Source organism: Blastococcus saxobsidens DD2, from assembly GCF_000284015.1.
In the GTDB taxonomy this organism is placed as follows: Bacteria; Actinomycetota; Actinomycetes; order Mycobacteriales; family Geodermatophilaceae; genus Blastococcus; species Blastococcus saxobsidens_A.
Map to the genome: position 1 here is coordinate 1,146,589 of NC_016943.1, position 19,888 is coordinate 1,166,476.

At 72.4% G+C, this 19,888-nt stretch carries 17 protein-coding genes; 11 read left to right on the forward strand and 6 right to left on the reverse strand.

Translation table 11 applies throughout. The annotated features are described in order from the left end of the window. Positions 1–25 precede the first annotated feature (25 nt). Positions 26–517: a cupin domain-containing protein gene (locus BLASA_RS05500; RefSeq protein ID WP_014375047.1), complete on the reverse strand. Its 492-nt coding sequence runs from the start codon at positions 515–517 to the stop codon at positions 26–28. An 88-nt stretch (positions 518–605) separates the two neighbouring features. On the opposite strand from BLASA_RS05500, the gene BLASA_RS25800 reads away from it, so the two are divergent. After that, on the forward strand, positions 606–1,730 hold the full coding sequence (locus BLASA_RS25800) for a helix-turn-helix transcriptional regulator (protein ID WP_014375048.1): 1,125 nt from the start codon (positions 606–608) through the stop codon (positions 1,728–1,730). A 40-nt stretch (positions 1,731–1,770) separates the two neighbouring features. Here BLASA_RS25800 and BLASA_RS05510 read toward each other — a convergent pair whose 3' ends face one another. The 3 genes from BLASA_RS05510 to BLASA_RS05520 form a co-directional block, all read right to left on the reverse strand. Next, entirely contained in the window at positions 1,771–2,589 is an 819-nt protein-coding gene (locus BLASA_RS05510; protein WP_014375049.1) for an ABC transporter permease subunit, read from the reverse strand. Then, positions 2,586–3,512, reverse strand: a complete 927-nt coding sequence (locus BLASA_RS05515) for an ABC transporter ATP-binding protein (protein ID WP_014375050.1) — start codon at positions 3,510–3,512, stop codon at positions 2,586–2,588. Before BLASA_RS05515 ends, BLASA_RS05510 begins: the two co-directional genes overlap by 4 nt. 111 nt (positions 3,513–3,623) lie before the next feature. Then, entirely contained in the window at positions 3,624–4,733 is a 1,110-nt protein-coding gene (locus BLASA_RS05520) for an NAD(P)-binding domain-containing protein (protein WP_014375051.1), read from the reverse strand. A 169-nt stretch (positions 4,734–4,902) separates the two neighbouring features. Between BLASA_RS05520 and BLASA_RS05525 the strand changes: the two genes are divergently transcribed. The 6 genes from BLASA_RS05525 to BLASA_RS05550 all read left to right on the forward strand — a co-directional run bounded on the left by BLASA_RS05525 (position 4,903) and on the right by BLASA_RS05550 (position 11,806). Further along, complete coding sequence (locus BLASA_RS05525) at positions 4,903–6,324, forward strand: ATP-grasp domain-containing protein (protein WP_014375052.1); 1,422 nt, start codon at positions 4,903–4,905, stop codon at positions 6,322–6,324. 465 nt (positions 6,325–6,789) lie between these two features. Continuing rightward, positions 6,790–7,581 (forward strand): ABC transporter ATP-binding protein, encoded by a 792-nt coding sequence (locus BLASA_RS05530; protein ID WP_014375053.1) that lies wholly within the window; start codon positions 6,790–6,792, stop codon positions 7,579–7,581. After that, positions 7,578–8,450, forward strand: coding sequence for an ABC transporter ATP-binding protein (locus BLASA_RS05535; RefSeq protein ID WP_014375054.1), 873 nt, complete (start codon positions 7,578–7,580; stop codon positions 8,448–8,450). The genes BLASA_RS05530 and BLASA_RS05535 overlap by 4 nt, the downstream gene beginning before the upstream one ends. Continuing rightward, a complete protein-coding gene (locus tag BLASA_RS05540; RefSeq protein ID WP_014375055.1) occupies positions 8,447–9,337 on the forward strand; it encodes a branched-chain amino acid ABC transporter permease in 891 nt (296 codons plus the stop codon). Before BLASA_RS05535 ends, BLASA_RS05540 begins: the two co-directional genes overlap by 4 nt. Continuing rightward, positions 9,330–10,565, forward strand: a complete 1,236-nt coding sequence (locus BLASA_RS05545) for a branched-chain amino acid ABC transporter permease (protein WP_014375056.1) — start codon at positions 9,330–9,332, stop codon at positions 10,563–10,565. Before BLASA_RS05540 ends, BLASA_RS05545 begins: the two co-directional genes overlap by 8 nt. Next, on the forward strand, positions 10,562–11,806 hold the full coding sequence (locus tag BLASA_RS05550; protein ID WP_014375057.1) for an ABC transporter substrate-binding protein: 1,245 nt from the start codon (positions 10,562–10,564) through the stop codon (positions 11,804–11,806). The genes BLASA_RS05545 and BLASA_RS05550 overlap by 4 nt, the downstream gene beginning before the upstream one ends. Before the next feature lie 60 nt (positions 11,807–11,866). On the opposite strand, the gene BLASA_RS05555 is transcribed toward BLASA_RS05550, so the two are convergent. Then, positions 11,867–13,024 (reverse strand): MFS transporter, encoded by a 1,158-nt coding sequence (locus tag BLASA_RS05555; protein WP_014375058.1) that lies wholly within the window; start codon positions 13,022–13,024, stop codon positions 11,867–11,869. 413 nt (positions 13,025–13,437) lie between these two features. Between BLASA_RS05555 and BLASA_RS05560 the strand changes: the two genes are divergently transcribed. Both BLASA_RS05560 and BLASA_RS24860 read left to right on the forward strand, forming a co-directional pair. Continuing rightward, positions 13,438–14,571 (forward strand): tyrosine-type recombinase/integrase, encoded by a 1,134-nt coding sequence (locus BLASA_RS05560; protein ID WP_014375059.1) that lies wholly within the window; start codon positions 13,438–13,440, stop codon positions 14,569–14,571. A gap of 1,639 nt (positions 14,572–16,210) precedes the next feature. Then, a complete protein-coding gene (locus BLASA_RS24860) occupies positions 16,211–16,555 on the forward strand; it encodes a hypothetical protein (protein ID WP_166486481.1) in 345 nt (114 codons plus the stop codon). A 458-nt stretch (positions 16,556–17,013) separates the two neighbouring features. Here BLASA_RS24860 and BLASA_RS05565 read toward each other — a convergent pair whose 3' ends face one another. After that, complete coding sequence (locus BLASA_RS05565) at positions 17,014–17,613, reverse strand: hypothetical protein (protein ID WP_014375062.1); 600 nt, start codon at positions 17,611–17,613, stop codon at positions 17,014–17,016. Positions 17,614–17,846: 233 nt separating this feature from the next. Here BLASA_RS05565 and BLASA_RS23305 point away from each other — a divergent pair, with 233 nt between their 5' ends. Then, the gene (locus BLASA_RS23305; protein ID WP_166486482.1) at positions 17,847–18,911 is read left to right on the forward strand and encodes a MarR family transcriptional regulator; all 1,065 of its coding nucleotides are present in this window, start codon (positions 17,847–17,849) and stop codon (positions 18,909–18,911) included. Continuing rightward, a complete protein-coding gene (locus BLASA_RS05575; protein WP_014375064.1) occupies positions 18,908–19,711 on the forward strand; it encodes a hypothetical protein in 804 nt (267 codons plus the stop codon). Before BLASA_RS23305 ends, BLASA_RS05575 begins: the two co-directional genes overlap by 4 nt. The last annotated feature ends 177 nt before the right edge of the window (positions 19,712–19,888 follow it).

Genomic DNA, 19,888 nt, shown 5'->3' on the forward strand with positions numbered 1-19,888 from the left:
ACTCTCCCTGGTGGACCCGGGGCGGTCACGCGAGGGGCGGCCCCAGCACGTCCATCCCGTGCTGCCTCGCCGCCGCCACGAGGGCCGCCATGTCCGGCGGGCCGTCGGGCGGGGGAGGCAGGGTCGGTTCCTCGGCCGGCCGTCCCGTGGCGCGCACGAACAGGTCGAACCGGGCCGGGACGGCCAGCGCGAGCAGGCGGGCGGTGGGCGAGTCGACCCGGAACGTGTGCGGTAGCCCGCGGGGGGCCCAGACGAAGTTGCCCCGTGCGGCTGCCCAGGTGCGCTTCCCGACCTGGAAGGTGAGCTCGCCGTCCAGGACGAACCAGGCCTCGTCCTCCTCGTGGTGGACGTGCAGCGGCGGCGAGGAGCGGTGCGGGAGCAGCTGCTCCCAGACGGCGAGCCGCCCGCCGGTGTCCTCGGTCAGGGCCTTGAACGTCATCAGGGTGTCGACGTGCCAGATCGCCGTTCCCTGGCCGGGGGTGCGGACGACGGCGTGCTCGGTGCGGGATGTGGTCATGGCCGGAAGAGTCGACCGCGGTCCGGCGTCCCGGACATCCCTGAAGCGAGGGGTTTCCCGCGGTGCCCCGCGGGCCTACCGTTCCGGCATGGCACCGACGGCCGCGGTGCGCGACCGGATCGAGCGGCTCTGCCGGTCGGCGACCGATCCGCTCACGCTGTACCGGGACGTCGTCCCGGTACTCGGCCGCGCGGTTCCGTCCGACCTCTGGTGCGGCCTGCTCCTCGACCCGGCGACGGTGCTGAACACCGGCGGCTACCACGACGAGGGGCTGCCGCTGGAGGTGCTTCCCCGCCTGCTCGAGCTGGAGGTCGGCGCGGACGACGTCAACCAGCTGCCCGCCCTGGCGCGGGACCGGTCGGGCGTCGGCACCATCCACCGCCGCACCCGGGGACGCCCGGAGCTCAGCGCCCGCTACCGCGACGTCATGCTGCCGGCCGGGATGGGCCCGGAGCTGCGCGCGGTGCTGCGGAACCGGGGCCGGCCCTGGGGGGCGGTGGTGTTCTTCCGGGAGACCGGGGCGCCGGACTTCACGGACGCGGAGCTGGAGTTCGTCGCCGCGGTCGCCCCCGACATCGCGGCGGCCGTGCGCCGCACCCTCCTGGTCTCCGAGATCACCCACCGGGATGTCGAGGAAGGTCCCGGGATGGCGGTGCTGCGGGTGGACGGCCTGCGGATCGACGTCGAGCTGGCCAGCCGGGCCGCGCGGGCGCTCATGGAGGCGATGCCCGACTCCCGCATCGACGGTGTGCCGGTCGGCGTGGTCATGCTCGTGTCCCGGCTGGTCGCGGCGGGAGGACGCCGGCAGTCGGCGCGGGTGCGGCTGCGGACCGGCCGGTGGATGAGCGTGCAGCTCGACGTCCTGCAGCCGGCCGGCCAGGAGGGGTGCGAGCGGCTGTCACTGGTGATCGAGCCGGTCGCGCCGTACGAGCTGGCCGAGGTGATCGCCGAGGCCTACGGGCTCACCGCCCGCGAGCGGGAGGTGGCCCGTCTGGTGGTGGCGGGCAACCGCAACCCGGAGGTGGCTGCCGCGCTGTCGATCTCGCTGACCACCGTCCAGGACCACTTGAAGAAGGTCTTCGCCAAGCTCGGGGTCGGCAGCCGGTACGAGCTGACCGCCCGGATGTTCTTCGACCAGTACCTGCCGCGCCAGCTGTCGCGGCAGCCGGTCGGCGGCGACGGCTGGTACCTCCCCGCACGCCTGCCCCGCTGACCACCGGTCCAGCGGGGCAGGCTGCGGGGTGGCTGAGCTGTCAGGCGTCGCGGCGTCGCAGCACCAGGTAGCCGGCCAGCAGCACGACCGCCACCTCCGCGCAGAACACCGCGAAGCCGACCCAGGGGTCGAGCACGTTCGGGTTGAACGACACCGGCGTCGCCACGACCGAGCCGGCGTTGCCGGGCATCAGCTTGCCGGCCCACTCGCCCCATGCGCCCGGCAGCAGCATCACCATGTTGCCGACCACCAGGATCAGCGCCAGCACGATCGCCAGCACCGCGGCGGTGTGCCGGACCAGCAGCCCGACGGCGGCGGCGAACAGCCCGATCCCCGCCATGTAGAGGCCGCTGCCGAACAGCGCGCGGAGCACGCCCTCGTCGCCGAGGGCGACGCCGATGCCCTGCCGCTCGAGGAACCAGTTGCCGCCCAGGTAGCCGAGCACGGCGGTGAGCGTGCCGACGATGAACAGCGTGCCGGTGAGGACGACGGCCTTCGCCGTGAGCACCCGGCCGCGGTGCGGCGTGGCGGTCAACGTCGCCCGGATCATCCCGGTGCCGTATTCGCTGGTGACCACGAGCGAGCCCAGCACGATGGCGGTGATCTGGGCGATGGTCATCCCCCAGGTGATGAAGGAGCCGGCCGCCTCGCCGGCGGAGCCGTCGGCGAGGTCCTCCGCGCTGACCGCGCAGACCAGCACGGTGAGCCCGGCGCCGAGCACCACCAGCGCGACGATCGACCAGACCGTGGAGCGCACCGACCAGAACTTGATCCACTCCGCGCGCAGGGTCGCACCGAAGCCCGGCCGGCGCACTCCCGGCACGTTCCGGTGGGGGTCGAGGGCGACCGTGTCGATCATCGGAGGGCTCCGGCAGGGGTCTGCTGCCGCGCGGAGTACTCCACGCTGGCGGCGGTCAGGGTCATGAAGGCGTCCTCGAGCGAGGAACGGACCAGGGTCAGCTCGTGCAGCAGCAGGCCCTGGCGGCCGACCAGCTCGCCGACGGAAGCGGCGTCGCGCCCCTGGATGTGCAGCTCGCCGTCGACGTCGGTCACCTCGAGGCCGTTCCGCCGCAGGAGCGCGGCGACCTCGGCCTGCTGGGGGCTGCGCAGCCGCACGTAGGAGGCGGCGTGCTCGGCGATGAAGTCGGGCATCGAGCAGTCGGCGAGCACCCGGCCGCGGCCGATGACGACGAGGTGGTCGGCGGTCAGCGCCATCTCGCTCATGAGGTGGCTGGAGAGGAAGACCGTGCGCCCCTCGGCGGCGAGCGTCCGGGTGAGCGTGCGCACCCAGCGGATGCCCTCGGGGTCCAGGCCGTTCACCGGCTCGTCGAGGACGACGACCGGCGGGTCGCCCAGCAGCGCGACGGCGATACCCAGGCGCTGCCCCATGCCGAGGGAGAAGCCGCCCACCCGCTGTCCGGCGACGTCGGGAAGCCCCACCAGGTCGAGCACCTCGTCGACCCGCCGGACGGGGATCCCGTTGCTGGCGGCCATCCACCGCAGGTGGTCGCGGGCCGAGCGGCCCGGGTGCAGGGCGCGGGCCTCGAGCAGGGCGCCGACCTCGCGCAGCGGTGCGGGGAAGTCGGCGTAGCTGCGGCCGTTGACCATCACGCTGCCGGCGGTCGGGCGGTCCAGCCCGAGCAGCATGCGCATCGTCGTCGACTTGCCGGCGCCGTTGGGCCCGAGGAACCCGGTGACCCGCCCCGGGTGGACGGTGAAGGAGATGCCGTCGACGGCGGTTCGGTCGCCGTACTTCTTGGTGAGCCCCTGCGCCTCGATCATCGCGGGGCTCCGGGGAGCAGTCGGGAAGTCATGGCCCGGACCCTGTCAGCGGCGGCGCTCCCGGAACATCGGGGAGCGCCCTGATCCGACCCTGATCCGCCCCGGAGCCGGTCAGCCGGTGCGCGGCAGGGGAGCGCCGGGCCGCAGCTCGCGGCGCAGCACCCGGGCGGCGGCCTGGCCGGCGCGGTTCGCGCCGATCGTGCTGGCCGAGGGGCCGTAGCCGACCAGGTGCAGCCGGGGCTCGCCGGCGACCTGGGTGCCCTCCATGCGGAAGCCCCGGCCCGGGTCGCGGAGCCGGAGCGGCGCGAGGTGGCCGACCGCCGCGCGGAAGCCGGTGGCCCACAGGATCACGTCGGCCGCCACGAAGCGGCTCTCCACCCCGCCGGCGGCGTCCCAGGCGACACCGCCGGGGGTGATCCGGTCGAACATCGGCAGCCGCTGGAGCACCCCGCGGTCCAGGCCCTCGCGGATGTAGGGCGTGGAGGTGGGGAGGCCGGTGACGCCGACGACGCTGCCCGGGCGCCGCCCCTCCCGGACCGCCTCCTCCACCATCGCCACCGCCCGGCGGCCGGCGTCGGCGTCGAACGGGCCCGCCCGCCACACCGGTGGGCGGCGGGTCACCCACGTCGTGGAGGTGACCCGGGAGATCTCGGCGAGCAACTGGGTGGCCGAGGCGCCGCCGCCCACGACGACGACGTGCTGTCCCCGGAACTCCTCGGCGGAGCGGTAGTCGACGGTGTGCAGCTGGCGGCCGCGGAAACGTTCCTGGCCGGGGTAGCGCGGGACGAACGGCCGGGTCCAGGTGCCGGTCGCGTTGACGACGGCGCGCGCCGTCCAGGCACCGCGGTCGGTCTCCACCCGGAAGCGGTGGTCGGCGCCGCGGCGCACGGCGGCCACCCGCACGGGCCGCAGGACCGGCAGGCCGAAGCGCTGCTCGTACTCGGTGAAGTACGCGGGGACGGATTCCACCGCCGGCGCGCTGTCGTCGTCGGGCGTGAACGGCAGCCCGGGGAGGTCGTGCACCCGATGGGTCGTGCCGAGGGTGAGCGAGGGCCAGCGGTGCCGCCAGGCGCCACCCGGCGCCTCCTCCCCGTCGAGGACCACGAACCCGGTGCCCGGTGCGAAGCCCTGCCGGGCGAGCGCCCACGCCGTGGACAGCCCGGCCTGCCCTGCGCCGATCACGACGACGTCGACGTCGCGGGGTCCCGGCGTGCTCGTCACACGGGAGCAACCGGTGGACGGCCCGGCGCCTTCCCGCGCGGTGCTGCCCGTACCGGAGAGCCGCCAGCTCAGCACGGCGATTCGGATACGCGGCGTTACCCGTTCCGCGGGAAACCGACCGGCCGGTATGGTCCAGCTGCTCTGACCGGACCGGGAGGGACAGTCCACCATGCCGACGCCCGTGGCGCCCGACGACCCCGCCGTGACCCTTCCCGGTTCCGGGAATCCGTGGTTCGTCGTGGTCGAGGTGCTCGTGCGCCCGGACGCCGCGCGTCCCGAGTTCGGGGCGGGGGAGCGGCTGGACGCCCCCGGGGTGGCACAGCTGGAATCCGCTCGGCTGCGGGGCCTGCGCACGGCGGTCCTGGCGCGGCACCGCGCCTGCTACGGCGAGGAGCTCGACGGGCTGGTCGACCGGTGGATCGACTGCGACACCCGGGACGAGGGCGCGATCGTCGCCGCGGTGCGCGGCCTGGACGGCGAGATCGCTGCGCTGACCAGTTCCGTCGACGGCTTCACCGGCTCGGCCGCCGGTGCCGCCCGGGTGCTCGGCCTGCGCGGTCCGACGCCCGGGTCGCCTGCGCTGGCTGACGACCGGCGGGCGCTGCACGGCGCGCTCGCCGCGGCAGGCCTGGCGCATGTCGCCTGGGCGGAGATCCCGTCCGACGCCGATCGGCCTGGATCGCCCGTCGGCTATCCCTGCGTGGTCCAGCCGGTCGACGGGGGTGCCGGCTGGGACGTCGGCCTGGTCTCCGACGATCGGGAGCTGCAGGAGCTGGCTGCCCGGCATCTCGCGCGGCCGCACTACGGCCGGGGGCTGCGACCCCGGTACCAGTTGGTCGCCGAGGAGTACGTCCCCGGTCCGCGCTACGGCGCCGACGGCTTCGTCGACGACGGCCGGCCCGTCGTCCTGGCCTGGTCGGAGAGCGTCACGACGCCGCCGCCGCACGTCGCCGACCTCCTCCGCACCGCCACCATCCGGCCCCCGAGCGTGGAGGCCGCCGGCTGGGTCCGCGACTGCCTCGCCGCGGTCGGGTACGACTTCGGCCCGTTCCACCTCGAGTTCGTGCTGGGTCCCGCCGGTCCGCGGCTGGTCGCGCTGAACCCGACGCTCGCCGGGGACGGCGCCCACCACTGCGTGGATCTGGTGAGCGGCGTCGAGACCGCGGATGCCACCGTGGCGCAGCTGCTGGGGGAGCCCCCCGCCGTTCCCGCGGAGCCGGCGGGTGCCGTGGCGGCCAGCACGCAGATGCACCTCAGCGCACAGGTGGCCGGCCGGGTGCGGGCGGTGTCGGGTGTCCGCGCGGTCGGCGGGATCCCCGGCCTGATCGCGGCCGAGGTGTTCGCCGACGTCGGCGAGATGACCGGGCCGGTCGGGCCCGGCCGGGAGCGCCTCGGGCACGTGGTCACCGTCGGACAGACGCCGGAGCAGGCGCGGCGTCGGGCGGTGGCCGCGGTCGACGCGATCCGCGTGGTCGTCGACGAGCTGGAGCCCGCGCCGTCGGCCTGGCGATGCGACGACGGCAGCTGCGCGGGTGGGGCGCTGCCCGTGGTCGTGGTGCGGCATCCCGGACCGATCCCCGGGACCCGCTGACCGGCCGCTTCATCGCCGGGAACCGCTGCGCAGTGGCGCAGCGCGGCGCGCCCGGAAACCGGCCCCGGCCGGCGACCTGACCGCCGGGGCGGTCAGCCGGGCCACCGCAACGTGCTCGCCACACGCATGTGCACCCGATCGGGTGTGTCCACCCCCCATGAGCGGCGGCCGGACGGTCACCGGATCGCATGGTGATCGATCCGTGATCCTTCGAGGGGGCAAGGTCGGAAGATCTACCCCTAGAGTCTCGGCACATGTGCGCCAGATCACCCTCCGGGCGCCCGGATGTCCCGGGCCTCGCGGCCGGTCAGGGGCGCGGCGAGCCGGGCGCCGGCGCAGGGGGCCGTCCACGGCGCTCGCGGCCGCCGCTCGCCCCGGCTCCCGCGACCCCGTGAGCCCCTCTTCCCCCGACCGCAGCAGGCTCGCCCCGGCGCCGTCCGCCGGTGCAGAAAGGATGTGCTGTCCGTGCTGAGCATCGATGCGCTCCACGTGACCTACGGCGGCGCCGTCCAGGCCGTGCGGGGGGTGACCATGGAAGTCCCCGACGGGAAGGTCGTCGCCGTGCTCGGCAGCAACGGCGCCGGCAAGACGACCCTGCTGCGCACCATCTCCGGCACGCTGCGGCTGCACCGCGGCAAGGTGGACGCCGGGACCGTGCGTTTCGACGGGACCGATCTCGTCGGCCGGGACGCGGCCCAGGCCGTCCGCCTCGGCCTCGTGCAGGTGCCGGAGGGCCGGCGCATCTTCGGCCGGCTCACGGTCGAGGAGAACCTGCGGGCCGGCGGGATGGGCAACAAGGACAAGACGGCCAAGGCGAAGGCACAGGACCGCGTCTACGACATGTTCCCGGTGCTCAAGGAGCGCAGCTCGCAGCGCGGCGCGCTGCTGTCGGGTGGCGAGCAGCAGATGCTGGCCATCGGCCGGGCGCTGATGGCCAGCCCCAAGCTGCTCCTGCTCGACGAGCCGTCGCTCGGGTTGGCGCCGCGCATCATCGGGCAGATCGGTGAGGTCATCGCCGAGATCAACCGGCAGGGGACCTCGGTCCTGCTCGTCGAGCAGAACGCGACCATGGCGCTCGGGGTGGCCGACCTGGCCTACGTGCTCGACGTCGGGGAGGTGTCCCTCTCCGGGGACGCCCAGGAGCTCGCCCAGACCGACGAGGTCCAGCGGCTGTACCTCGGCCACGACGGCGGCGACGCCGGCGAGCAGCGGGTGCGCGTGGCGTCGGGCAAGAAGCTCTCCCGGTGGACGGCATGAGCGCCGCCACGCGGGCCGAGGAGTCCGGGACCCGCTCGGACATCCCGCCCGTCGAGGTCGACGGGGTGAGCGTCCGGTTCGGTGCGATCACGGCGCTGTCGGAGGTGTCGTTCACCGTCCTCCCCGGCACGATCCACGCGATCATCGGGCCCAACGGCGCCGGGAAGTCGACGATGTTCAACGTCCTGTCGGGCGTCTACAAGGCCGCCGAGGGCGAGGTCAGGTTCGGCGACGCGCGGCTGGACAAGATGCGGCCGTACCAGATCGCCGGCATCGGGGTGGCGCGGGCGTTCCAGAACATCGCGCTCTCGGGCACCCAGTCGGTGGCCGAGAATCTGATGCTCGGCCGACACCACCTGACCAAGGCGGGCTTCCTCGCCGCCGGCCTGCGCCTCCCGCGGGCGACGCGGGAGGGCAAGCGCCACGGCGAGCGCGTCGCCGAGATCGCCGACTTCCTCGACCTCGGCGACAAGCTGCACACGCCCGTCGGTGTGCTGTCCTACGGCGACCAGAAGCGGGTGGAGGTGGCGCGGGCGCTGTGCACCGAGCCGCGGCTGCTGCTCCTGGACGAGCCGGTGGCCGGCATGAACGCCGAGGAGACCGACCGCATGGCCGCGGCCATCCTCGAGATCCGGTCGGCGCTCGGGATCTCGGTCGTCCTGGTCGAGCACGACATGGGGATGGTCATGTCCCTGGCCGACCAGGTCACCGTCCTGGACTTCGGCCGCCGGATCGCCGACGGCACCCCGGCGCAGGTGCAGACCGACCCCGAGGTGATCCGCGCCTACCTGGGCTCCGGTGACGAGGACAGCCCCTCCGAAGCCGCGGCCCACCACCACCCCTCCGACACACCTGGGGCGACCTCGTGACCCAGTTCCTCTCCCTGCTGCTCAACGGGCTCTCCCTCGGTGCCCTCTACGCGCTCATCGCCCTCGGCTTCGTGATCATCTTCAAGGCGAGCGAGGTGGTGAGCTTCACGCACGGCTCGCTGCTGCTGCTGGGCGCCTACTCCATCGCCCGGCTCTCGGACTCGATCGGGTTCCTGCCGGCCGTCCTGGTGGGCATCCTCATCACGGCGGCCGCGGCGATCGTGATCGAGCGCCTGATCATCAACCGGCTCCGCGGTGCGGCGGTGATCAGCCTGGCCATCGTGACCATCGGCGTCGACATCATCCTGCTCACCGAACTCATCCGGCGGCTGGGCTCGGACATCCTCAACGTGCCGCATCCGTGGGGCGGGGAGTCGTTCCGGATCGGCAGCGTCGGGCTCAGCCAGAACCGGCTGATCGCCTTCCTCGTGGCGGCGGTCCTCATCGCGCTGTTCTTCGTGGCCTTCAAGTACTCCAGCTGGGGCATCGCGATGCGGGCGTCGGCCGAGGACGGCGAGACGGCGGCGCTGATGGGCATCCGGCAGGGACGCGTCTCCGCCCTGGCATGGGTGGTCGCCGGTGTGCTCGCCGCGGTCGCGGCCCTGTTCCTCGTCGGGTCACCCACCCCGGGCGTCACGCCGACGGCGTACGCCGTCGCGCTCCGGGCGTTCCCGGCGGCGATCCTCGGCGGTCTCGACTCGACCGGGGGCGCGCTGGTAGGGGGCCTGCTGATCGGTATCGCCGAGGCCATGGCAGCCGGCTACCAGGACCAGCTGCTGTTCCTCGGTCGCGGGTTCAGCGCCGTCGTCCCCTTCATCGTGATGATCGCCGTCCTGATGTTCCGTCCCTCCGGCCTGTTCGGGACGAAGGAGCTGACCCGTGTCTGAGTCGACCGTCACCGCCCCCTCGTCGGGGGCGCAGCGCTCCGGGGTCAGTGCCCAGGCGCCGGCCGGTCGCGGGCGCTCCCTCCTGCGTCCGCTGCTGCTGGTCGTGCTGCTGGTGGTGCTGCTCGCGCTGCCGCTGTACGTCGAGGAGTTCTGGCTGCGCACCGGCTTCGCGGTCTTCGGTGCGGCCGTCGGGGCGATCGGGTTGAACCTGCTGGTCGGCAACGCCGGGCAGCTGTCACTCGCCCATGCCTTCTTCCTCGCCGTGGGCGCGGTCAGCTACGTCTACATCTCCGGCGAGCCGGGCGGGCTCGGCGTCGCCGAGGTCGGCGGTCTGGGTCTGCCGCCGATCATCGGAATGATCGTGGGGGTCCTCCTGGCCGGTCTGGCGGGTCTGATCTTCAGTCCGCTCGCGGCCCGGCTGCGCGGGATCTACCTCGGTGTGGCGTCGCTGGCGCTGGTCTTCATCGGCATCCACGTGCTCAACAGCTGGACCGAGGTCACCGGTGGCTTCAACGGCCGCGCGGCGCCGAACTTCGAGCTGTTCGGCTTCACCTTCGGCAACCGCGACCCGGAGCTCTACGTCCTGGGCGTGCCGTTCCGGGAGGCCGAGCGGCTGTGGTACTTGGGCCTCGTCCTCCTCCTCCTTGCCTACTGGTACGCCCGCAATCTCCTGCGCAGTCGCCCGGGGCGAGCGTTGCAGACCCTGCGGGACAGCGAGGTCGCCGCGTCCGTCATGGGCGTCAACGTCCAGCGCTACAAGGCCCGCATCTTCCTGGTCAGCTCCATGTACGCCGGCCTCGCCGGGGTGATGTACGCGCTGTCCATCGGCAGCATCGCGCCGGAGTCCTTCGGGCTCGAGCTGTCGATCCTCTACCTGGCCATGATCGTGCTCGGCGGCCTGGGCTCGGTGAACGGTGCGGTGCTCGGCGCGCTGTTCGTCAGCGCGCTGCCGCTGGTCTTCCAGCGGTACGCCGACCTCATCCCGTTCGTCGGGGAACGAGGTGAGGGCGGGCTGGCGGCGGGCGAGGCGGCCCGCTTCCTGTTCGGCGCAGCCATCGTCCTGGTCATCCTCTTCGAGCCGGCCGGCCTCGCCGGCATCGCCAACCGCATCACCGGCCGGGTGCGTCGCCGTCCGGGAGGACGGGTCACCGAGCACCCACCCGACTCACCCAGCCATTCCCACGCCCCCGTTCCGTCCGACAAACCAGCCCAAGGGAGCACCACGTGAGACTCAGCAAGCGTTCGACCGGCGCGACGATGCTCGCCGCCACGTTCGTCATGGCCGCCACCGGCTGCAGCACCAAGGCGCCGGAGACCTCCGGCGGTGGCGGAGGAGGAGCGGCTGCCGGCGACGTCGCGACCGACGTCGGCGTCGAGGGTGAGACGATCAACCTCGGGGTGCTCACCGACCTGACCGGCGTCTTCGCCGCGCTGGGCAACGACATCACCAACGCCAACCAGCTGTTCTGGGAGAACAACCAGGTCTGCGACACCTACGACGTCACCATGGAGATCCAGGACACCGGCTACGTGCCGCAGCAGGGCGTTCAGCTCTACAGCGGGATGCAGGACAACATCCTGGCCATGCAGCAGACCATCGGTTCGCCGATCAACACGGCGCTGGCTCCGGAGTACGAGTCCGACCAGATCGTCAACTTCCCGTCCGCGTGGTCGAAGACGCTCACCCAGATCCCGGGCACCGGTGTCGTGGGCGCCACCTACGACGTGGAGATCGCCAACGGCTACGACTACCTCTTCCGGGAGGGGCTGCTGCAGGAGGGCGACACGGTCGGCCACATCTACTTCGAAGGCGAGTACGGCGCCAACGGGCTCGAGGGCACCCAGGCCGTCGCCGAGGCGAAGAACCTCGAGGTCATCCCGGCGCAGATCAAGGCGACCGACCAGGACATGAGCGCGCAGATCACCCAGTTCAAGGCGGCCGGTGTCGACCTCATCGCGCTGACCGTGGCCCCGGGCCAGACGGCCTCGGTCGCCACCGTCGCCGCGGCGCAGGGGCTGGACGTGCCCATCCTGGGCAGCAACCCGGTCTTCGCGCCCGGGCTGCTGCAGGGCCCTGCGGCCGACTGGCTGAAGACGCACCTGTACGTCGCGTCCCCGGTGTCGGCCTTCGACGCCCACCCGGAGCTGCTCCAGCAGTACCAGGAGGCCTACCCCGATGCCGCCCCGAGCCTGGGCGTCATCGTCGGCTACGGGATGAGCGAGCTGATGAAGCAGGTGCTCGACCAGGCCTGCGAGAACGGCGACCTCACCCGTGAGGGCGTGCTGAACGCGTTCAACGAGCTCGAGCAGGTCGAGACCGGCGGCCTGGTCGTCCCGATCCGCGGCTTCGAGCTCGGCAAGTCGCCCAGCCTGGAGAGCTTCATCCTCCAGCCGGCCGACGTGCCCGGCGGTGCAACCGTCCTGGAGGACTCCTTCGAGGGCGAGTTCGCCGCGGACATCGCCGGCTGATCTCCCGCCACCGACAGCGCCCCCTCCCTCCGGGGAGGGGGCGCTGTCGCGTTCCGGCCCCTACAGCCGCCTGGCGCGGGCGGCCGGCAGCAGCCGGATCGCGAGGGCCGCGGCGAGCACGGCGGCCACGGTCAGCGGGAGGGTCGCCGACGTCGCCCGCGCGGCGACCGCGGTGACGAACGGCGCGGCGAAGCCGACGTACGCGAGCGCGAGGAACAGCGACGTCAGGGCGCCGAGACGGGCTGGAGCGGCGAGCCGGGCGGTCAAGGTCAGGCCCGCGGCGAGGCACAGCCCGCCGCCGGCGCCCAGCAGGGGAGCGGCGGCGATCAGCCACGGCAGTGACCCCGTGGCCGCGAAAGCCGCGGCGGACCCGAATCCGAGCGTGCCGAGCGCGGTTCCGACGACGGCGGTCCACGGCCCCAGCCGGCGTTGCAGCCCGGCCACCACCGTGCCGGCCCCGAGCGTCACCCCGGCCAGCACGCCGGTGACCGCGACCCCGCCGTAGGGCAGGTCGACCAGCAGCGGGACAGCGGAGATCATCGTCGACGGGAACGCGTAGACGCAGACCGCGACCGGGGCCAGCACCGTCGCCACCAGCAGCCCGTCCCCGGGACGGATCAGTGGGGAGGCCGGTGGCGCGACCGCCCCCGTGGGGCGGTCGCGCTGGAGGTCGACCGTCTCGGGCAGCCGCAGGGCGAAGGCGAGGCCCACGGCGACGAGCAGGGTGTGCAGCAGGTAGGGCAGCACGGTCGGTGCCGGGGCGTACTGGCCGAGCAGGCCGCCGGTGAGCGGGCCGAGCGAGAACCCGGCGGTCATGGCGAAGGCGGCCCGTCGTCCGCCGGCGCCCTCCCCGGATGCCTGGGAGAGCTCGCCCACCCACGCGCTGCCCACGCTGAAGACGACCCCGCTGACCACGCCCTGCAGGAAACGGGCGGCGAACAGGAGGGTCAGCGAGTCACCGGCCGCGGCGAAGGCGAGGGAGGCCAGTCCGGACAGCACGATGCCGGGGATCGCCACCCGCCGGCGGCCCAGCCGGTCCGACAGCGGCCCGGCCAGCAGCAGCGCGGGCACCAGCCCGGCGGCATAGCAGCCGAACAGCGCCGTGAGCACCTCGGCCGAGAGGTCCAGTCGCTCCTGGTAGATCAGCAGCAGGGGGGCCGGGACGTTGGTGCCCGCCGCGACGGCGAAGAGCGCGAAGACGGCCCGCTTCCAGATCACCGGCCGACCTTATGGGTAGCAACTGTGCCGGTCGGAAAGGCGACCGGCGTGGCTCGCAGACGACGAAGCGGCCCCGCCCCGGAGGGCAAAGCCGCTGGTCGATCCTGGTGCGCCATCAGGGACTCGAACCCCGAACCCGCTGATTAAGAGCCGTTATTGGACGCCATTTTGCGCCCATTTCGCATCGTGCATCGCCGCTGCTCAGGGGGCTGTCGCACGTCGCTGACCTGCGGTAACGTCGGTGACGAGGCGGTGGTGTGAATGTTGGTGACAATTGGCAGACGTCGGCTAAGAATGGCTGGAGACGGCTCTGCTGCGGACTCCTTGCGGACAGCCGCAATTGTTCGCCCCGCTGATGGCTCCGATCGGCAGGCGGCGGCGGGCGCCTGCGGCAGCGTCCTGGGGGCCTGACGGTGGTCAGCATCGCGCGGCGGCCCAACGGGCAGTGGCGGCCGCGCTACCGCGACGCGGCGGGAAAGGAGCACGCCCGGCACTTCGACAAGAAGGCCGACGCGCAGGCGTGGCTCGACTCGGTCACCACCTCGGTGCTCACCGGCGCCTACGTCGACCCCAAGCGAACCCGGGTCACCGTCGCCGAGTGGGCCGGCCAGTGGCTGGACAGCAAGGTCGACCTCAAGCCGACGACCCACCGCTGCTACGAGGTCTCGCTGCGGGTGCACGTCCTCCCGACCTGGGGCCCGGTGCGGCTCGGCGACATCACCCACCAGGGCGTCGCCGCCTGGGTGGCCCAGCTGTCCCGGTCGGGGAAGAGCGCCTCGACCGTGCGCCACGCCCACCGGGTGCTGTCGCTGATCCTGGGCCTGGCGGTGCGTGACGGCCGGCTGGCCCGCAACCCGGCGGTCGGCGTGCCGCTGCCGCGCAGGGTGCGCGGCGAGCAGATCTTCCTCACCTACGCACAGGTCGACGACCTGGCCGCGGCCGCCGGCCGGGACCGGCTGGCCATCCTGTTCCTGGCCTACACCGGCGTGCGCTACGGCGAGATGGCGGCCCTGCGGGTGCGCAACCTCAACCTGCTGCGCCGCCGTGCGCTGATCGCCGAGGCCGTCGCCGACGTCAACGGCCGCGCGGTCTTCGGCACGCCGAAGACCCACCAGCGCCGGCAGGTGCCCATTCCGCGGTTCCTGGCCGAGGAGCTCGCCGTCCACGTCGCGGACAAGCTGCCCGGCGACTTCGTCTTCGCCGCGGAGAAGGGCGGCTTGCTGCACCTGCGCAACTTCCGCCGGATGAGCTTCGACCCCGCTGTTCGCGCCGCCGGCCTGGACGGGCTCACCCCGCACGCGCTGCGGCACACCGCCGCCTCGCTGGCCATCGCCAGCGGCGCCAACGTCAAGGTGGTGCAGACCATGCTCGGCCACCAGTCGGCGACGATGACCCTGGACCTGTACGGCCATCTGCTCAACGACCAGCTCGACGAGGTCGCCGACGCGATGGACGCGGCGCGTGCCGCCGAGGCGTCGTCGCGTCGCCCGGCAGCGACCGTGGCGGCGCTGCCCACCGGTCGCTCGGCCGGCGGCCCGGTCGGATGACCCGACCAGCGGGCGGTCATGTGGAGCCGTGGCTGGGCCGCTTCCCACCCCCGAGCAGGATGCCGGCCGTCTTGGTCGCCGGAAGGGCGCTGCCGCGTCGCTGCGCGATGGGCCTGCGGCCCACCCTTCCCGCGACCTGCGCCGGCCGGCGGGAGGCGGGTTGCGGGATGCGGCCAGGACTGTGGGACGCCGCCCGGGGTCCGAAGGGAAGGCCGATTCCGGGCACTGCTCGAGCCGGTCGGGACACACCGCGGAGCGGGACGCCGACTGCGCCGTCCAGGAGGGCTGTGGACGACGAACGAGCCGTCCACAGTCGTGGCGGCTAAGCGCTACGGCGACACCGAGGCCAGACACTGCGCGTTAGTCAGGTGCGACCAGTCTGGAGGGCGCGATATGCCCTAGCCATCTTGTCGCGACCGATGCCTGAGCCGACCTTAGGGTGCCGAGCATGACGCAGGAGGCGGACGGGGCGCAGAGTCGTGACAGCGGAGATCCGCGCGAGGAGGAAAAAGTTCGCGTTTGGTGGTGGCAGCGCCCAACCCTGCGCGCACTGGCAGAAGAACATGAATCTGAATGGCGACGGCTACTCAACGACCCCACCGAACGCTTACCTCAGATCCCTGACCAAGCTGGCGTCGCACTCTCCGGTTTCGTATTCGCAGAGGCCTTCCCGCCCTCGATGGCATCTCGCCTGCATGAACGCCTCGCAGCTCGGTCCTCCAAGAAGGGGGGATCGCCTCGCGCACGCTGGCAGGACGTGTGGGCACTCAGTCGTAGCGGCGAAGTGACAAGTTGGTCGACTCTAGGCGTCGTATCGCGCCCGAATCATGGGAGAGAGTGGGCTACTGGCCGCACGGATTCCACCCTCCCGAAAGGCGTGGAAAACGTGGAGCTGCATCTAGTGCATGTCATCCCATCCGTTGCCATCGTTACCGCCGCATTCGCACTCACGGATGAGGGCTCCGACTTAACGAAGCTCTTGCGGACCGACTACACGGGCGGGGCTCGTAATCCCAAAGTCATACCGCTAGGGACAATGGGCTCACTTCGCTCACGGATTCCGTGGTCGCGTCCCGCGCGTCACACGACGTCGGCGCAAATTAGTAGCCGCGCGGACGAGCGCCGCCGAGCCTTCAACGAATACACCGAGCGACTCGAACAAGAATGCAGATCCTGGTTTGTTCGCGAGTTTCCTGGCCGTTTCTCGAGGGTCGACGCCCGGGATGCGCCCTCGGTGAGGATAATGCTCGTTGAGGGTTGCGACCCCTTCCGCGAGCGCGATGACTGGATCGCGGATATCGGGCTCGGATGGACATTCCCTGTTTTCACCTCCTCGGCTTGTCCGGGATGGTCGCTAACATCCGACAGGCCAACTCCGCGCCAACGGCGATTCGGAGTCACTGTCGCCGCGCGACGCGACGACGTGGCAGCCGATCCCCGTCTTGGCGAAGGCCCCGAACCAAATGCGGCGATAGTGAGGCGTGTGACTCGACAGCATCAAGCGCTTATCGTCCCTCAGTCCCTCGAAGCTCTGCTGTCCGTGCATGCAGACCGGCTAGCCATCTTGCGGGACGGGGCTGGACAGCGCGGGAAGGTGAGGCGACCCGTACGTGAAGCGCGCGCACTAGACGACTACCTCTTGGGTGACGGTCTCGATGCGGCAACTGTAGCGCCAGACGTAAAAGCACTGGCACAAAATTGCTCAGTCTTCTCCAGAGACCTTCCAGTCTATGTCGAGGATCTGAGCCACTTAGCGGCCGATCAATCCAAGCCTGCCGCTGAACTGGTCCCTGATCTAGCGACCGAACTTGTTCGTCGCTCCGAAAGCCTGATTGAGGACATGTCCAATACTATCGATAACCTGCGGGGTTCTGCCGAGCTGCGACAGGCAGTGGCGAACACTCGCCTCCAGCGAACGGTCGTAAGTTTCACGCTCGTTGCTTTGATCGTTGCGGTTGTCAGCCTTCTCGTGACCATTCTTTGATCACGTTAGCGATCCCGGGCATGGCAGGGCTCGTGCAAAGTCGTGCGACACGGCCTGACCCCGTGCTGGCGCGGCCTACTGGCTGATGGGCGCCGATCATCGGCCGTCTATCGCTCCGGCGTGCGACCCGCCCGGTCGCTGCACTGTTGGATGCTCGGCCCGCCGAGCCCGGGGCGGCACCAGTTCCCCGCCGGTCGAAGACGACGTTGTGGCGCCACGCAGGGGCAGGCGTGCGCGGTGGGACATCGGTGCGCACATTGTCCCGCTCTTAAGAGGCTGCCCGTGGGGGCCTTCCTGACCCTCCGGGAGATCCGAGCACACCGCAGCGACGAGTACGGCGATGAGTTCCCTCGGCCGGGGCGATCAGGGCCCGGCTGTTCCCGTCGAGCGGGCGGTGCATGGTTCCGGGCGTCGAGCCTGGTGCGGCCGAGCGCGGGGTCCGGGGTGCCCGCCGCCGGTCAGCTTGACCTCTCCCGACTGGCGAGGAGTGCTGAGGCGACCACCCGGTCGTACTCGTCGAGCGGGAGGTCGAGCGCGTGGCGGACTCGCAGCCGCGCCGCCATCAGCCCGGCGGCGTCCTCCGCGGCGTCGAGGTCGTCGCCCTCCTCGACGTCGTTCACCGCGCGCTGCACGCCCATGGTGAGCCAGCGGTGCGCGGCGCGGAGGTCGCCCGTCGACTCGTAGTTCTCGCCGACGAGCAGGTAGACGTCGCCGTCGATCGGTCGCTCGCGGCGCAGCTCGTCGGCCAGGTCGCGGGCGGCGTCGAGGTCGCCGACCCGCAGCAGGCCGCCGTGCAGGTAGCAGCGGACGTCGGGCGGCACGTACTGCCCGGACTCGACAGCGCGGCGGAAGCAGACCACCGCTTCGCGGAGATCACCGGCTGCGGTCAGGTGCTCGCCTGCGCTGACGAACAGCAAGGCCGGGGTGACCTCCCCGGCCCGCGGGTCGGGCTCCTCGGCCCAGGCGGCGAGCCGCTGCGCCGTGGCGCGGCGCTCCTCTGGCGTCCGGGCTCGCGCATACAGCTCCTCGATGTCGTCCGCGGTCCGTGGTCTGCGCACCCGGCCACCGTAGGCGGCGCGCGCGGGTCGGGGTACCGGGGCGCGGAACGGGGTCCGGCGGGGTGGCGCGGCGAGGAGAGGGGGCCGGGCGTCGAGGCGGAGTCCCCGGAGGCGCAGCGGCGAGGCGGCTACCGTGCTGACCGCTGGTCTGGGAAGGATGGGTGGGCGCGCCGTCAGAGGCGTCATCTGCAAGCCTCTGGCATGCTATAAGCATTATCAGGAAGGAGCTGTTAATGTTTATACCTATGCACGCCTGGGCGGCGCTACTCGAGTCCGGGGTCACCGTACGGCCCACGGGGCCGGCCCAGGTAGAGCTCGTGGCCGCCGAGGGGGATGCGGTGGCCGTCACCGCGGTCGTGGAGCGCCGGCTCACGGCGCTGTCGCCCAGCCATGTCCGCAGCCACCTGATGCAAGGTTCGCCGGCGCGTGGAGAGCTGCTGCTGGTGGTCCCCTCGGCCAGTCGGGCCGCCCTGGACGCGGCCGCCGCGGCCGGCATCTCGGTACTCGTGGCCGACCCGACCGGTCCGTCTGCGGTCACCGGACGGATCGTGCTGCCCGACCGGACCATCGAACTGGGCGTCGACCTCCCCCGTCCGGACGCGAGGCAGCCGCCGAGCCGACCCGGAAGGCGACCGTGGGGCGCGCTCACCGTCGTCCGCCGGCTGCTCACCGCCGGCCCGGCCACGCAGGTCGACCTGGGACGGTCAGCCGCGGTGTCCCAGGCGCGGGTGTCCCAAGCGCTGTCCGGGCTCGTCGCCGACGGACTCGTGCGACGCACGGCCGACGCGGGCCGGCCCCGCTGGGCCCCCGCGGACTGGGACGCGCTGGTCGACTGGTGGCTGACGAACTACCCGGGCCCCGGCGGCATCACCACCTACTGGTACGGACTGGCGGGCGTCCCCGAGCAGGCCCGGGCGGCCGTTGCCGCGGTGAGCGCCGCCGGCATGCCGGCCGCGGTGTCCGGCGACGTCGCCGCCGACCTGCTCGCGCCCTGGCGGCGACCCGGCCGGGCTGTCGTCTACGCCGACCCGTCCGGCCGACCCGTGCACGACGAGCTGACCGCGGCCGAGCTGACGCCGTCGGGTGCCGGGGAGGCCACTCTCGAGCTGATCGTGCCGGCCGACCCCGGCGTGTGGCCGGCGCCTGGCACGAGCGCTGCCGAGGCCGACCTGCCGCTGGCAGACCCCCTCCAGCTGCTCTGGGACGTGGCCCGCGCCCCCGGTGCCGACGTCGACCAGGCCGTCGCCGCGCTGCGGCCGGTGCTCAAGGCCCGCGCGGCGGCCGCCGCGTCACGGTGAGCGCCGCACACCGCCTGGTCCTGGTGTCGGCTGGCCGGGCCAGCGACGCGGCGTTCCTCGCCGCGGCCGACCTGGCCGCGATCGCCGCCGATCTCGATGTGCCCTACCGGCTCGTGGGCGGCAACGCCGTCACCCTGCTCGTCGCCGCGCACGGGGTCAGTGACCTGGTGCCGGGGCGAGAGACCGCCGATGCCGACTTCGGCGCGGCGTACCCGGTGGTCGCCGACCCGCGGCTGCTCGCCGCGCTGCGCGAGCGCGGGTACCGACAGCAGTCCGGCAACAGGTTCCTCCGCACGCACACTCTGGGGCCGACCACCGGACGCGCGGCGCCGAGCTGGGACCTCGTCATCGACGTGCTGGCCCCGTCCTACGTCGGCCGGCTTCTGCCTAACCAACCGCACGGCGAGCTGGTGGTCGACGAGGTGCCGGGCCTGAACCTGGCGCTGGCCCGTGACGGCACGCCTGTCACCGTCGAGGTGACCCTCACCTCGGGTCACAACGTGGCGACGGCCCTGATGCTGCCGGACGTGGTCTCCGCAATCTGCCTGAAGGCCTACGCCTACGCCGGGCGCTTCACCGAGCGGGACGCCGTCGATCTGTGGCGCCTGCTGGAGGCGGCGTACGCCGCCGGCATCACCGCCGCCACGTGGCCGGCCGGGCCTACGGCCACCGAGGCAGCGGCCGTGCTGCGCCAGCACTTCGGCCGCCCCGGCGCCGCTGGCCTGGCCCGCGCCGGCGACAGCATGCGCGACCGCACCCGCATCACCGCACTCGTGACCCACGTCGTGGGTCCACGCTGACCGGAGCGGCCTTCTTCGAGGGTTCTGCCGATGTGCGACTTGACCTGCAATTTTCATGTCATCGGGGCCTCGGCGTGACATCCGGCCCGGAAAATTCACGTCTGCCACCACGCGGTTCCAGCACCGTTCCCGTCGGTGCGGGATCACCTCCTCTTTCGAAGCCGGCCCGCTCGCGTG